This is a genomic window from Fusibacter sp. JL298sf-3 (assembly GCF_053842995.1).
Genome location: NZ_CM132608.1, coordinates 2,927,050 through 2,941,005, shown reverse-complemented (window position 1 = coordinate 2,941,005; position 13,956 = coordinate 2,927,050). Strand labels below are relative to the sequence as shown.

Annotated in this window: 14 protein-coding genes; 3 read left to right on the top strand and 11 right to left on the bottom strand. The window is 47.0% G+C overall.

The window, feature by feature from the left end; genetic code table 11:
- Positions 1–6 precede the first annotated feature (6 nt).
- Complete coding sequence (gene cysS / locus ACR6HW_RS13825) at positions 7–1,398, bottom strand: cysteine--tRNA ligase (protein WP_455728313.1); 1,392 nt, start codon at positions 1,396–1,398, stop codon at positions 7–9.
- A 315-nt stretch (positions 1,399–1,713) separates the two neighbouring features.
- Here cysS and ACR6HW_RS13820 point away from each other — a divergent pair, with 315 nt between their 5' ends.
- Together ACR6HW_RS13820 and ACR6HW_RS13815 are read left to right on the top strand one after the other, a co-directional pair.
- Positions 1,714–2,304: an accessory gene regulator B family protein gene (locus ACR6HW_RS13820; protein ID WP_455728312.1), complete on the top strand. Its 591-nt coding sequence runs from the start codon at positions 1,714–1,716 to the stop codon at positions 2,302–2,304.
- Entirely contained in the window at positions 2,279–2,401 is a 123-nt protein-coding gene (locus ACR6HW_RS13815; protein WP_455728311.1) for an AgrD family cyclic lactone autoinducer peptide, read from the top strand. The genes ACR6HW_RS13820 and ACR6HW_RS13815 overlap by 26 nt, the downstream gene beginning before the upstream one ends.
- A 78-nt stretch (positions 2,402–2,479) precedes the next feature.
- On the opposite strand, the gene ACR6HW_RS13810 is transcribed toward ACR6HW_RS13815, so the two are convergent.
- The 8 genes from ACR6HW_RS13810 to ACR6HW_RS13775 form a co-directional block, all read right to left on the bottom strand.
- Positions 2,480–3,733, bottom strand: coding sequence for a sensor histidine kinase (locus ACR6HW_RS13810; protein ID WP_455728310.1), 1,254 nt, complete (start codon positions 3,731–3,733; stop codon positions 2,480–2,482).
- Positions 3,734–3,742: 9 nt separating this feature from the next.
- A complete protein-coding gene (locus ACR6HW_RS13805) occupies positions 3,743–4,477 on the bottom strand; it encodes a LytR/AlgR family response regulator transcription factor (protein ID WP_455728309.1) in 735 nt (244 codons plus the stop codon).
- Between the two features lie 140 nt (positions 4,478–4,617).
- Positions 4,618–6,111, bottom strand: a complete 1,494-nt coding sequence (gene gltX, locus ACR6HW_RS13800) for a glutamate--tRNA ligase (protein WP_455728308.1) — start codon at positions 6,109–6,111, stop codon at positions 4,618–4,620.
- 19 nt (positions 6,112–6,130) lie between these two features.
- Positions 6,131–6,406 carry a cysteine-rich small domain-containing protein gene (locus ACR6HW_RS13795; protein ID WP_455728307.1) on the bottom strand — a complete coding sequence of 92 codons (276 nt, stop codon included), beginning with the start codon at positions 6,404–6,406 and terminating at the stop codon, positions 6,131–6,133.
- Positions 6,407–6,415: 9 nt separating this feature from the next.
- Complete coding sequence (ispF, locus tag ACR6HW_RS13790) at positions 6,416–6,901, bottom strand: 2-C-methyl-D-erythritol 2,4-cyclodiphosphate synthase (protein ID WP_455728306.1); 486 nt, start codon at positions 6,899–6,901, stop codon at positions 6,416–6,418.
- Positions 6,898–7,608 carry a 2-C-methyl-D-erythritol 4-phosphate cytidylyltransferase gene (ispD, locus tag ACR6HW_RS13785; RefSeq protein ID WP_455728305.1) on the bottom strand — a complete coding sequence of 237 codons (711 nt, stop codon included), beginning with the start codon at positions 7,606–7,608 and terminating at the stop codon, positions 6,898–6,900. Before ispD ends, ispF begins: the two co-directional genes overlap by 4 nt.
- 14 nt (positions 7,609–7,622) lie before the next feature.
- Positions 7,623–8,708 carry a PIN/TRAM domain-containing protein gene (locus ACR6HW_RS13780; RefSeq protein WP_455728304.1) on the bottom strand — a complete coding sequence of 362 codons (1,086 nt, stop codon included), beginning with the start codon at positions 8,706–8,708 and terminating at the stop codon, positions 7,623–7,625.
- 243 nt (positions 8,709–8,951) lie between these two features.
- Positions 8,952–9,434, bottom strand: coding sequence for a CarD family transcriptional regulator (locus ACR6HW_RS13775; RefSeq protein ID WP_455728303.1), 483 nt, complete (start codon positions 9,432–9,434; stop codon positions 8,952–8,954).
- Positions 9,435–9,642: 208 nt separating this feature from the next.
- Between ACR6HW_RS13775 and ACR6HW_RS13770 the strand changes: the two genes are divergently transcribed.
- Positions 9,643–9,993, top strand: a complete 351-nt coding sequence (locus ACR6HW_RS13770) for a nucleoside triphosphate pyrophosphohydrolase family protein (RefSeq protein ID WP_455728302.1) — start codon at positions 9,643–9,645, stop codon at positions 9,991–9,993.
- A 77-nt stretch (positions 9,994–10,070) separates the two neighbouring features.
- Here the strand turns inward: ACR6HW_RS13770 and radA are convergent, their stop codons facing one another.
- Together radA and ACR6HW_RS13760 are read right to left on the bottom strand one after the other, a co-directional pair.
- Positions 10,071–11,429 carry a DNA repair protein RadA gene (gene radA / locus ACR6HW_RS13765; protein ID WP_455728301.1) on the bottom strand — a complete coding sequence of 453 codons (1,359 nt, stop codon included), beginning with the start codon at positions 11,427–11,429 and terminating at the stop codon, positions 10,071–10,073.
- Between the two features lie 2 nt (positions 11,430–11,431).
- Positions 11,432–13,885, bottom strand: coding sequence for an AAA family ATPase (locus tag ACR6HW_RS13760; protein ID WP_455728300.1), 2,454 nt, complete (start codon positions 13,883–13,885; stop codon positions 11,432–11,434).
- Between the last annotated feature and the right edge of the window lie 71 nt (positions 13,886–13,956).

The window sequence follows — 13,956 nt, the reverse complement described above, 5'->3', positions numbered from 1 at the left end:
GTTCACCTATCTTTCTAACCTGTGCCATTTCACCCCTTGCGGTGTGTCTTCGAGAACAATCCCCTTGTCTTTTAGCGCATCTCGAATGGCGTCGGCCTTTGCAAAATCTTTTGCTTTTCGCGCCGCTTGGCGCGCTTCTATTAGCGCCGCCACTTCCTCCTCTAGCGTCGCCTCGCCCTTTTGAACAATGCCCAATACGCCGGTAAGTTCTTTAAGAGCTTCCAGCGCTAGGGCGACAGAAGCCTTTGAAGACGCCGCGGACAACACCGTATTGAAGTGGCGCACCATTTCAAAGATGACGGCAATACCGTCTGCAGAGTTAAAATCATCGTCCATTACTTCTACAAAACGCGCTTTGTAGCGCTCAATAGCTTCAACCAACTCGGCGTCAACAGGCCCGTCTCCTGCACAGCCCAAAAGGTGCTCCAGCTGATTTTTAGCATTGTACAGTCTGTCCAAACCGTTTTTAGCCGCTTCCATCAACTCTCGACTGAAGTTAATCGGCGTTCTGTAATGGGCACTAAGCATGAAAAATCGCACCACTTCAGGTTCAAAAGCGTCGAGAATTTCTCGGGTTGTAAAGAAATTGCCAACCGATTTAGACATCTTCTTGTTCTCAATATTAATGTAACCGTTATGCATCCAATAATTCACATACTGTTTTCCGGAGTACGCTTCACTCTGCGCCACTTCGTTCTCGTGGTGTGGGAAAATCAAATCTTGACCGCCCGCGTGGATATCGATGGTGTCGCCCATCAGCCCCGTACTCATTACTGAACATTCAATATGCCACCCAGGACGTCCTTCACCCCAAGGGCTCTCCCAAGCGGGTTCGCCCTCTTTTTTGACTTTCCAGAGAACGAAGTCTAACGGGTTCTTCTTTTCATCGCACACTTCAATACGCGCGCCACATTCGAGGTCTTCCAGCTTTTGTCCCGACAACTTGCCGTAGCCTTGAAAAGAATCTACTGAAAAATAGACGTTGCCACCGACGCTGTACGCATGGCCTTTATCTATAAGCACCTGAATGTACGCAATAATGGCGTCGACGTTCTCCGTCACTTTCGGATGGTGCGTCGCGCGCTGAATGCCTAGAGCATCGGCGTCTTCAAAGTAAGCATCGATGTATCGATCGCTGATTTCACATGCCGACACTTGCTCCTCATTGGCCTTTTTTATAATTTTATCATCGACGTCAGTGAAGTTCTGAACGTATGTCACCTCGTAACCGCGGTACTCCAAATAGCGTCTGAAAGCATCGAACACTAAAAACGGACGGGCGTTACCTATATGAAAAAAGTTGTACACAGTCGGCCCGCAGACATACATCTTTACCTTTCCCGGGGTCACAGGTACAAAATCTTCTTTTTTTCTCGTTTGACTGTTATAGATTTTCATCAGTTGTCTCCTCCATTATACGCTTCTTTGATATATTATACCAAATTGCCTTCTCATTACAATAAAACTTTGTAAACTACATGTCTACAGCATATTGATATACATTTTCAACCATTTAAAACACAATTCATGACGAGAAACAACACTTTCATTACAGATGTATTGAAGTTTTTTGGCACCGTGCTATTCTTGATTTAAGTAGTTTTGTACGAGCGGTTTTCCGCCACAGATGATAAGTCTAGCCCCATACCCACTTCTTCTCCGAGACGTGAGACTTATCATCTACTTTTTTAGTGAGCCCGCGAGGAGCCCTATATGTTGCACGAATTTTCGAAGAACACGGTAGACTACTTATATCAGCATTTACCCGCATTTGATGAAACACAAAAGCCACATATGGTTTATGGCCTGGAGATTTTACTTAGCGAGTGGACGAAATTTCTTCTGCTCTTTGTCGCTTTTGCCGCCATGGGCCAAACGCGCCTTTTTTTAGCCGCATTCGCCATCTTTTGCACCTACCGCATAAGCGCCGGCGGCTTTCACTTCAGTACGTATTGGCGTTGTTTTTGGGGCACCGGATGTTACTTTGTCCTCTTGATCATTGGGGTAAAGGTTCTATACAATTTTGTCGAGAACCAGCCACTCGTCGCGACGTTTGTGCTCATGGTGTTTATAGGTATTGGCGCGGTACTCGCACCGGTACCGTCGATTTACCACACCGTTAGCCGCCGGACGCTGACTGTTCGACGCATTGTATTTGTCATAACGAATTTTATTTACGTAGCAAGTAGTCTGATCACAAGCAATAACCGCTTTTTAACACTCCTTGTCGTATCACTCGGTCTCTACAACATTCAATTGTATGCAGGAGGTATTCGCTATGACAAAAAGAAAGAATCTGTTTAGTTTTGCAGGAACGCTACTGCTCACTGTAGCAGCAGTAGCTTCTAATAGTTCTTCATCATTTTTATTCGGTGAAGTGAAACCACCTAAAAAGCAGTAATAAGTTCCCACAAACGCACCTACTGCGCAAAACCATCCGGCCACTTCCGGATGGTTTTTTCTGTTGTCCCCCGCGCATTTACAAGAGCACTCTTACCACGAGCATCTCGTCTTCAAAATAGAGTTCCACACCTCCGCCGCGTTTGGCGGCGATGCGCTTGACGTTGTACAAACCGTAGCCGCGCTTTCCACCATCCTTTGTCGAATAGCGTTTGTCTGTAAATTTAATGACTTCACCAAAAGGCACTTTTGAACAGGCGTTCTTCGTGAGCACATAGTGTTTGTTCGCCCTTTCGTCGTAGCCGGATTCAAAGACTACCGTTGGGTTGCCTTCTTGAAGCACTGCTTCAAAAGCGTTGTTAAGTAGGTTGTTTAGAACGATGGACAGCTCGTAATCCAACATGTCCAGTTGAGACAAGTCGTTTTTAATCACTACTGAAAAGTCAATGGCCTTGCTGTACGCCTCATTCCGCTTCACATGAAGAATGGCCTTTAAAATGTCTCGGTCAGCGGCGATAATTGCCGCGTCAAAAGCTTCATGCGTTTCAATTGAGGACATGTAACTCTTGACAGAGCCCACAGCCGCTTCCGTAGAGGAAGTCTCCAAGATGCCCAAAATGGTGTTCAGGTGATTTTTATACTCGTGCTGTTTGCTGCGCACCTCGTCCATCAGTTGCCCCATGGGCTCTCTAATTTGCTCCTGGACCTCAAGCAACTTGTTTCGCTCACTGATATGGGCGACTTCTTTGTAGATAAAGTAATTGAGCACCAACATAAGAACCAATAAAAAACCTAGATAGAGAAAATTCTCCGCTAAAATGCTTTTGTCGTATTCGTGAATGATTTTATACAAAAATCCAAATAGGACCAAATTTAACGCCAAATAATTGATGTACTTGTTTTCATATTTTTCAATATGATAAATCAGGATCTCTTCCCAACGATAGAGAATTAATGCTACCGCCAACAAAACAAATATAGATATGCCCAGAAGTGCTTCTAACGAGTTTCCCATGTAATGATAAATCGGAACTAGTGGTAGCTGAATCACAATCATTAAAAATGCGAACCCCAAAAATGTGAAGAACACTTTAAAGAATGATTCTTGAGAAATGTATGTCACACAGACAATGAGAACCGGAAATATAATAAATGGTGCGTATACAGGTATCGTAAAAACAATTGCAATAGAAAACACATTCCAAAGCAACGCCATAACGAATAACAGCAACCACTTGTGTCTTCCGATTTTAAGCAATCTGCACAGCACATATACCAATGTAATATGCTCAAACGTCGTGCCGACAATTGTCCCCAGTAAATCTTTTGTCATAATACACCCCTATTTATTTGATAAAAACTTAACCAGCTGTTCCTTGTACCCAGCCGATACAGGTAATGGCCGTTCAACTTCATAAAGCTCGAGGTACTTTTGACGGTATGCCTTGCTGTTAAATGTCTTGATAAAATCCGTATTGACAATGTACGACCGATGACAGCGCATAAACTGTGCGTACGGCGCCAACAGTGCCTCCACTGATTTCAGCGTCACATAGGCCATTTCCACTTCACCTCGCGTCGTAAAGAAATTACATTTTCTCCCGAGCGCTTCAACGTAAACCAGCTCCGACAGATTGAATCGCACTGCCGTGCCGTCGTTTCCCACGGTAATAAACTGTTGTTCCACAGCAGTGGCCGCCTTCAGCAATGTTTCAAGAAGCGCCGAGAGGTCGGCTTTGGTATAAGGTTTTATCAAATAATCATAGCAGTGCACTTGTTTGAACGCCGTGCGTTCGTAATCTGACCGAACAGTTAAAAACACCATCCAAGTCAGTTTGTATTTCGGCAGCTTTCTCAAGTCCAAGGCGAGTTCATACCCATTCTCCTCGCTGTTGATATCGATATCCAACAAAAACAAATCAATCGACTCGCGCAACGCAATTTTCATGGCCTCCGAATAGCCCTCTGCCTCAAAGACGATGTACGCGTCACGCCGTCCGGACATCTGCACCATTTTCACCAGGTTTTTACGTTGCACCACTTGATCTTCAACAACCAATATTCTCTTTTGATCCACTCTAGCACCCCCGACAAGTAGTTTTCAAAACGAATGCCACCGCCCTTCTCCGAGACTTAACGGCAGCTCTTTACAGCACTATCTCTTGCTACATACGGTTAAAAAAACGCCAGACGGCTCAATCTGGCGTTTCACAAGCGCTACTTCGCCGTGCAGAATTTTTCTCTGCTGTACGACACGCGCTTTAAAGTATTTTCAAGTCCTAAAATTTCAATCACTTCGGCAATGTCCGGCCCGTGAACTTGTCCCGTGACGGCGACGCGTACAGGCATAAACAGATTCTTGCCTTTGTGGCCTGTTTCTTTTTGTACCGCTTTAAGCGCTTTTTTCACATCGGCAGCCAGAATATTAGGGTAGGCTGAAAGCTCTTTTTCAAAGCATTCCAACATCGCGCCCACATGCGCCATTCCAATCATTTCAGCCGCTTCTTCGTCCTCCAATTCAAAAGTGTGGTTTGTAAAGAGTTCAAAGTATGCTTTGATGTCTTCCAGTTTGTTTAAACGTTCTCTTAAAACAGAAACGATTTTCTTATGGCGGTCATAAGCGGCGTCAAAAGTTGCCTCATCCGCAAAGCCCGCTTCTATAAAGTACGGTTTGCACAGTGCCGTCAATTGATCTAAATCGTATGCTTTAATATAGTGATTGTTAATGTAGTTGAGCTTGTCGACATCGAACACGCCGCTGGATTTTGAAACGCGATCGAAGCTGAACTTCTCGATCAACGTCGGCATGTCCATGATTTCTTCACCGTCTTCAGGAGACCACCCCACAAGGGCAATATAGTTGACCAGCGCTTCCGGCAGGTACCCTTTGGCCTTAAAGTCCTCAACAGCCACATCCCCCTGTCGCTTACTCAGTTTTTTCTTGTTCTGTCCGAGGATAACCGGCAGATGAACGAACTGAGGTGCTTCCCAACCGAAGGCTTCATAAGTGAAAATGTGCTTCGGCGTCGAAATCAACCATTCGTCTCCTCTAACCACATGTGTGATGCCCATGTGGTGGTCGTCTACCACTACAGCCATATGGTAGGTTGGGAACCCATCCGCTTTCATCAACACTTGGTCGTCCATATCGTTGGTGTTGACCTCTATTTTGCCCTTAATCGCGTCTTCGAACTCAATGACGCGGTTTTCCGGCAACTTCAAACGCAAGACATGAGACTCACCTGCGGCGATGCGCTTTTCAGCGTCTTCTCTAGAAAGCCCGCGACAGCAACCGTCGTACTTAGGCGTTTCACCTGCGGCCTTCTGAGCCTCTCTAACGCTGTCTAAACGCTCTTTAGAACAGAAGCAGTAGTAAGCCGCCCCCTTGTCAAGTAAAACGTCTGCATGCTCTTTGTAAAGCGCCAAACGCTCAGACTGAATATACGGACCATAGGCACCTTTCTGTACCACGTCACCTGTTTCTGAGTCTATAAAAGGGCCCTCTTCGTGTTCAACTCCCGCCCAAGTCATGGCGTCAATCATGCCCTCGATGGCATCGCCGACGAGACGCGTCTGGTCGGTGTCCTCCACTCTGACGAGGTAAGTGCCGCCTTGGTTTTTGGCAAACAAATAGTTGTAGAGCGCTGTTCTCAAACCGCCGATGTGGACGTATCCCGTCGGGCTCGGTGCAAATCTTACTCTTGGTTTCATCCGGTAAACTCCTTCTTGTTTAGTCTTTATTTTTTTCTATAAAGGCAGAACCTTTTTGAATAACAGTTTTCATATGACCCATAATATAGGCGTAGCTGTTTGCGTCGTGTGGCTTGACACAATCGCTACAATCTTTAATGCCATGAGTCACTTTAAAGTCACCGCCGCAAGCTTCACCTAACATATACAGTGGGCAATAGCAAAACAGACAGTTGAATTCAGCGGCATCAACGCCTTTGTGACACGGAAAATACTCGCACTTTTTATGTTGTGTAAACTTGTAATGTTCGCTCATAAGCCCCTCCTATTCGCCATCAGTTCGCGGCACCAGCAAGACAACAGCTTGACTGGAAATGCCTTCTCCGCGACCTTCAAATCCCAAAGTTTCCGTTGTGGTAGCTTTTATATTAACGCTTTTTGTGCTGCACTGCAACACTTTGGCCACACATTTCACCATCTCGTCAATGTGTGGACGCATTTTAGGTGCCTGAGCGACTATCGTGGCATCGATGTTTCCCACTGCATAGCCCGCGTCGACCATCAAGCCGTACACGCGCTCCAGTAACACCATGCTGGAAATGTCTTTATAAGCGGCGTCCGTATCCGGAAACGCCTTTCCGATGTCGCCTTGTCCAAGCGCCCCCAAAATAGCGTCGATAACTGCGTGTGTTAACACGTCAGCATCTGAGTGCCCCAACAAGCCGTGTGAATAGGGAATAGTGACGCCACCTATAATCAGCGGCCTGTCTTTTACCAAACGGTGCACATCATAACCCATGCCGATTTTCATCTCAGCGCCTCCTCTGCTATAATCGCGCGACCTATTGCGAGGTCGTATGGTGTCGTTATCTTAATGTTGTGTCTAAGGCCTTCATGAACCCCCACGGTATAGCCGTAGTGTTCCGCCAAACTGGCGTCGTCTGTACCGACAAACCCTTCGGCGTGCGCCTTTTCATGTACGGCGCAAAGCAGCTCGTACTTAAACACTTGAGGGGTTTGAACACACCAGAGCTTGCTGCGGTCGAGTGTTTCAACGACCTGCCCGTTTTCGACGACTTTGAGCGTGTCAATAGCCGGCACCGCTTCGACAAAACCGTCGTAGGTCGCCATGAGCTCAAGCCCCTTAACAGTGTGGGCGAGGTTGACAAACGGTCTGACGCCATCGTGGACGAACACCGTTTCACAGGATTTGATGACCTTAAGCCCTAGACGTACTGACGCTTGTCGGGTCTCACCACCCTCTACAACACACAGCCGTCCTGTAAAACCAACGTCTTCGGCAAGTGCCGTCATCGCCTGCTCTACTTCCAGACACTCTCCAACCGGCACCACGAGCACCACCACGTGAAAAAAACCGCTCTTTAAAAAGCGCTCCACTGTGCGCTCTGCAATGCTTTTGTCCCCAAGCATCATATACTGTTTGCGCGCTTTTGCTCCCATTCGCCTACCGGCACCTGCCAAAGGGATAACTGCCGCATATGCCTTCTCTATTTCCATATCCATTCCTCTTCTTACACCTTCAATTTGGCAAAAATCATTCGTCCGGCTGCAGTTTGAAGCACACTGGTCACCACGACCTCTCGCGTCTGCTGAATGTGTTTCTTCCCGTCTTCGACGACAATCATCGTACCGTCGTCTAAATAGCCAATCCCCTGATTGTTCTCTTTGCCTTCTTTTATAATCTGAATGGTCATCTCCTCACCGGGTAACATCACCGGCTTGATGGCATTGGACAACTCGTTGATATTGAGAATTTTAACCTTTTGAAGCACAGCAACTTTGTTGAGGTTGTAGTCATTGGTTAAAATACTCCCCCCTATTTTTTGAGCGAGTTTAATCAACTTAATGTCGACTTCTTGTACATCGTCAAAGTCATCGTCCACAATTTTAATAGCGATCTCCGGCTCACTTTGAAGCAGTTTCAGAATATCGAGCCCTCTGCGGCCTCGATTCCGCTTTAAAGCATCAGAAGAGTCGGCAATATGCCGCAACTCTCCCAAGACAAACTCGGCGACAATCAACTCACCTTCTAAGAACCCTGTTTTGCAGATGTCATAAATTCTACCGTCTATAATCACACTGGTGTCGAGGATCTTTTTTCCGGTAGGCGTCTGAGCTTTTGTCTTTTCCTTGTTCGAACGCTCGAACCATTCCTGCCACTTAAACGGCTCTTTGCTGAACTTTTGAGCGGTTATAATCCCGAAGTACCCTAAAAACAGATACGTCAGTATTCTAAGGCCATTTGCCACTGTCGCCAGGGGAATAATATCGTATAAACCACTGATTAAAAAGGCGACGAACAACCCGATGACAAGGCCGATTAGACCGACGATGCGCTCAGTTGGGGGCAGCTTTTCGATCTCTGCTTGAACATAGGCAGCCAATTTCTTCCCGCGCTTAATGACCACACGCGATGCAAAATAAGCAGCTAAGCCAAGGGACAATGAACAAATTCCAGGGACTACAACGGTAAACACAGCTTCAGGTAGGTTGAACCACTCGCTTCTGTTAAGCACTTCTCCAAGGTAAAACCCCGCCCCTGCGCCAACGCTGAGCCCTACAAACGCAAGGATGTATTTTATGATTCTCTCTATCACGCGCCCCTCCTTAATAGGTTTATTGCACTAGTTTTATTGTAACATAGAGACAGTTTTGGATACAATCACATTTTCGACTAACACCCGCCACTATTCGACACGCCTATAAGTAAAAAAGCCGACTCTTTGCTTAAGAGCCGACTTCCTCAGACGAATGTACTTTCTCGCTCACCGTTTAAAAACGGCTCACCCGTTTTACAGCGCAGCTGCAAACTTCGAATGAACGATCAACAAGACGGGACACTAGTGGTCACCTATGGTCATGTTCACCAAAGAAACAACTTCGTCTTCACCCATATCCTTTGCTAAAATGAGTTCACTGACTAGAATCTGTTTTGTGTTGTTGAGCATTTTGCGCTCACCGGTAGATAGACCTTTTTCTCTATCGAGAATTTCCAAATTTCTTACAACAGTAGCCACTTCAAATATATCGCCGGTCTTGACTTTTTCAAGGTTTGATCGATATCTTCTGTTCCAATTATCCGGCATCTTGCCCTTTTCTTTGCCCAGTAACGAAATCACACGTGTGATTTCGTCATCTCTTACAATTTTGCGCACTCCTAATTTCTCAGCATTATCGACAGGTAACATCACTTTCATACTCTTTATCGGCAATCTCAAAACGTAAAACGACTTCATATCTCCTAGAATCTCACGGTCTTCGATACCTTCGATAATGCCAGCGCCATGCATAGGGTAAACCACTTTATCTCCAATTTTAAACATACTATCCCTCCATGCGGCCTATCTATCTCACTTTATTATAACGCATTTTTGAATTTTAATCAACAATCTTACATTTTACTATTCGAAACATTTGTTTGTCAAGCATTAAATTTCTATTAAGAGAAAGTTTTGAATATTACTTTTTGTTTACAGAATTTTGTGATAAAATGTTCTCAACCATTCAAGAGACGGTCATAAAGGAGGGCACATGAAAGACGTTATTTACGACGAGTTTCAGAATAAAGTAGACGAAGTGTTGGTGCGTCACGCCAGTTTACTCGATATTATGAGCAAACTGTCAGATGCGACGTCCAAATCCAATCGCGCAGTGACAAAGACCATCACTCAGTGTGGTTGCGTCCAACTGAAGAGTTCACATGAGGAAGCACCTGTCGACGGGGAAGTCTGTTCGATTTGCCGTGAAAAAATCGAAGAAGAACTCGGCCATTTGGGGTTCTACATAGCGGCACTCTGCAACACATTAGATCTCAATCTTTACGATGTGCTTCTCAAAGAATACAAAAAAATTAACACCCTCGGTAAGTACACCCTCTACTAAAGCGAGTAACAGCTAGTGCGCCTCAACGCCTAGCTGTTTTTTATTGGAAGTAATGGACACTTGTCGCCTCCACCTCTTTAAAAGAAGTACTTGAACACCTCTTCAATATGCTTCATACCGATGACGTTAAAGTTCTCCGGACGCTTAAGGCCCTCTAAGTTGGCATGTGGAATAAGCGCTGTTTTAAAACCCATCTTGGCAGCCTCGTTAATCCGCTGCTGTGGATGGCTCACCGCTCGAATTTCACCAGTGAGTCCCACTTCTCCAAAACACACCATTTCCTGTGAAAGCACCACATCGCGAAAACTCGATGCAATGGCGAGGACGATGGCGAGGTCTGCCGAAGGTTCGTCTATGGACATGCCGCCGACGACATTGAGGTAAATGTCTTGATTGTAGAGGCTCATACCGACTTTTTTCTCCAGTACCGCCGTCAGCAGTACCAGCTTGTTGTAGTCAATGCCCACTGCCATGCGACGCGGCATGTTGAAGTTGGTCTGAGAAACGAGACACTGCATCTCGACGAGTACGGTTCGCGTCCCTTCTAAAGTCGGTACGACAACAGAGCCAGAGGCGTGATGGGTACTGTTTGACAAAAAGATTTTCGATGGGTTGTCCACTTCTTTAAGACCGAAGTTGGTCATCTCAAAAATGCCGATTTCGTTGGTCGATCCGAAACGGTTCTTAACCGCTCTGAGAATTCTAAAGAGGTTGTGTCCCTCGCCTTCGAAATACAAAACCGTGTCCACCATGTGTTCAAGGACTTTAGGCCCAGCAATGCTGCCGGATTTCGTCACATGCCCCACGAGAAACGTGCTGATGCCGTTCTTCTTAGCGAGGTTCATAAACTGATTGGTCGCTTCGCGGACTTGGCTGACACTGCCCGGTGCCGACGACACTTCTTGGCCGTAAACCGTCTGAATCGAGTCGACTATCAGCACTGTCGGCGCAATGTCCTCTACGTGTTTTTTTATCCGCTCGATGTTGTTCTCTGCGACGATGTAAATCTCCTCTGCGGCGACTTCTAATCGCTGCGCTCTAAGTTTCGTTTGCTTCACCGATTCCTCGCCTGAAACATAGAGCACTTTCTGAGCACCCTTCGCCATTTGATGTGCCACCTGCATAAGCAGCGTCGATTTTCCGATACCCGGGTCGCCACCGACGAGAATCAAAGAGCCCTTTACGACCCCGCCACCTAAGACGAGGTCGAGTTCTTTAATATGCGTCCGGTAACGTTCTTCTTCATTAAACGCAATGTCTTTGAGTTTTTGCGGTTTGCTTTCGCCGCCGATGTTGAGGTTTCCCGATTTGAGCGGCTTTGTCTCGAGTTCTTCGACAAAGCTGTTCCAAGAACCGCAGTCTAAACATTTGCCAAGCCATTTGGGCGATACATAGCCACAGTTTTGACAGACAAACTTGGTTTTCGTTTTGGCCATAATTACTCCTCTATTTCAATGGTTATACGCTCGTCGTATGCGAGGTGCATGCCGCGAACGGCCTTCGTGGTGACAATCAATTGATCGACAATCAAGTCCTTGACATCGGTTGCAATGCCTCGAATTAAAGGTCTCGCACCGTACCGACTGCTCTGATACGTCGCCAGCAGATGTCGTTTTACAGAACTGTCTACCTCAAGTGTCGTGCCCCGTTCTTCGAGGAACGCTCTAAGCACCTCGATTTCCCTATCGTAAACGCGTTCTAACGCATCGTTTTCAAGCGCTTTAAACACGACGATATCGTCTATACGATTGAGGAACTCCGGCTTAAAAAAGCCCCGACACGCCTCCCTGACAGCCAAGTCTTTCTCGTAGCCCTTATCTTCAGCGCCAAACCCCACTTTGGCCAGTCCTTCAGTGTGACTGCCGAGATTTGAAGTCATAACGATTAGAGCGTCCTTAAAGTGATGGCGTTCGCCTTTACCGTCTTTCACATGCCCTTCATCCATAATTTGAAGCAGGACGTTGAGCACTTCTTCGTGGGCTTTTTCCACTTCGTCGAAAACCACCACCGCGTGTGGGTTCTTGGAGATGGCGTTGGTCAAGTAGCCCCCTTCACGACTGCCCTCGTAGCCGGGCGGCGAACCGATGAGTTTCGATACGCTGTGCCGTTCCATGTACTCGGACATATCCAGTCGAATCAGCTGAGAAGCCTGACCGAAGTATACCTCCGCCACGCTCTTGCAAAGTTCTGTTTTACCCACACCTGTCGGTCCGACAAACAGGAAGACGCCAACGGGGCCATCTGCTTTTTTCAGTCCGACCCGCGCCCTTTTAAGCGCTTTGGTGACGACGCGAACCGCCGCTTCCTGTCCGTAGACCTTGCCCTTGAGTGCCGATTCCATATTGGAAAGCGCGTAGCGGTCCTTCAGCGTCATCTCTTGCACCGGAACTTTAATCCATTCGGCGAGAACGGTCTTAATGTCCTCGTCAGTGACAATCAGCGGTTGTCCCGACAGCGCTTCTGAAGCCCCGCGATGCTGCTCAGCGGTCTCCAGCAGGCGTTTTTCTTCAGCCTTGATTTTAGAGGCGCGTTCAAAATCAGCGGCGATAATCGCTTCTTCTTTTTCGTGTTTCAAAGTCGACAGCCTGTATTTCAGCTCTTCCACCAACTTGAGCACATCGATGTTTTCAAGGCGTTTCCTCGAGGACGCTTCGTCGAGTAAGTCGATGGCCTTATCCGGCAGGTGTCTTTCAGGAAGATAGCGTATCGACAGTTTTAGAGCCGCTTGTACAGCTTCTTTGGTAATCACCACTTGATGAAAACGCTCGTAACTTTCTTTGACATGCTTTAATATTTCAAAACTTTCAGCTTCAGTGGGTTCTTCCACGTGAACCGGCAACATGCGCCGCACCAAAGCCGGGTCGCTCTTCACATACTTCTCGTACTCTCTGTAAGTTGTCGCACCGATAATCTGTATTTTCCCAAGTGTCAAGTATGGCTTCAAGAGACCGATGGCGTCCAGTGATTTGTCGCCGGTAGCCCCTACACCCATTAGTTGATGAAACTCGTCAATAAAGACAATGGTCCCCTCTTCCGACAACAAGGCGTCAATAAGCGCTTTCATACGCTCTTCAAACTGCCCGCGATACATGGTGCCGGCAACCAGTGCGCCTACATTGAGTTCAAACAGCCGCTTGTACTTGTAGGCGTCCGGTACATCGCCCATGGCGATTTTATTGGCGAGGCCCCTGACAATGGCCGTTTTTCCAACCCCAGCTTCCCCAAGCAGGCAGACATTGTTTTTTTCTTTTCTCGACAAAATTTGAAGCATGCGTTCGATTTCGCGTTCCCGGCCAACCACCGCTTCAAAGGGCGCATCTTTTGCTATGGCAGTGAGATCTGTTCCCAGTTCCGAAAGCGCCTCCAGCGCCGACTGCCCGTAATCCGAATCCAGTGCCAACGTCTTAACCGAAACTTCTGACGAACGGCTATGCTTGATAATCTTAGCGCCTTTTTCGCCGGTCTCCGCTGTGGCGTATAAGCTCTGGAGCAACATTTTTACGTCCATTCTCAGCGCCATGAGAATCTTATAGCCAATGGTCTCCGCATCGTGCATTATACTCACGAACAAATGCTCCGGTAGTATCTCCGCGGCATTGGTCTTGATGGCATATTGATGGCTGCGCTCCAAACACGCTTTTGCGTGATAGGTGTAATCTTCTATCCGCTCAAACTGCGCTTGTCGCCCCAGCCTGTTAATGACTTCTATGCGGATGTCCTCGGCTGTGACGCCGTATTGTTTAAACAGTTCCGAGATGGTCTGACGCTCAATTTGCGCCAAGGCCAAAACCAGATGCTCAGTTCCGACGAAACGGTGTCCGAGGTCTCGCGCTTCTCGAAAGGCGAAATGAATGACATCGTTGGCGGTTTCGTCAAAATTATAAGGGTACATAGCCGGCTCCTTTCACCATGTATTTTCTTCTTAAGTGTACCACATTTAGACAAGAGCTGACAATCGTCCGG

Bases quoted from the DNA above. Each gene is read 5' to 3' on its own strand.
- ACR6HW_RS13795 (WP_455728307.1), bottom strand. From the start codon at position 6,406: ATGAGCGAACATTACAAGTTTACACAACATAAAAAGTGCGAGTATTTT.
- ispD (WP_455728305.1), bottom strand. From the start codon at position 7,608: ATGGAAATAGAGAAGGCATATGCGGCAGTTATCCCTTTGGCAGGTGCC.
- ispF (WP_455728306.1), bottom strand. From the start codon at position 6,901: ATGAAAATCGGCATGGGTTATGATGTGCACCGTTTGGTAAAAGACAGG.
- ACR6HW_RS13770 (WP_455728302.1), top strand. From the start codon at position 9,643: ATGAAAGACGTTATTTACGACGAGTTTCAGAATAAAGTAGACGAAGTG.
- gltX (WP_455728308.1), bottom strand. From the start codon at position 6,111: ATGAAACCAAGAGTAAGATTTGCACCGAGCCCGACGGGATACGTCCAC.
- ACR6HW_RS13810 (WP_455728310.1), bottom strand. From the start codon at position 3,733: ATGACAAAAGATTTACTGGGGACAATTGTCGGCACGACGTTTGAGCAT.
- ACR6HW_RS13760 (WP_455728300.1), bottom strand. From the start codon at position 13,885: ATGTACCCTTATAATTTTGACGAAACCGCCAACGATGTCATTCATTTC.
- ACR6HW_RS13815 (WP_455728311.1), top strand. From the start codon at position 2,279: ATGACAAAAAGAAAGAATCTGTTTAGTTTTGCAGGAACGCTACTGCTC.
- ACR6HW_RS13820 (WP_455728312.1), top strand. From the start codon at position 1,714: ATGTTGCACGAATTTTCGAAGAACACGGTAGACTACTTATATCAGCAT.
- ACR6HW_RS13775 (WP_455728303.1), bottom strand. From the start codon at position 9,434: ATGTTTAAAATTGGAGATAAAGTGGTTTACCCTATGCATGGCGCTGGC.
- cysS (WP_455728313.1), bottom strand. From the start codon at position 1,398: ATGAAAATCTATAACAGTCAAACGAGAAAAAAAGAAGATTTTGTACCT.
- radA (WP_455728301.1), bottom strand. From the start codon at position 11,429: ATGGCCAAAACGAAAACCAAGTTTGTCTGTCAAAACTGTGGCTATGTA.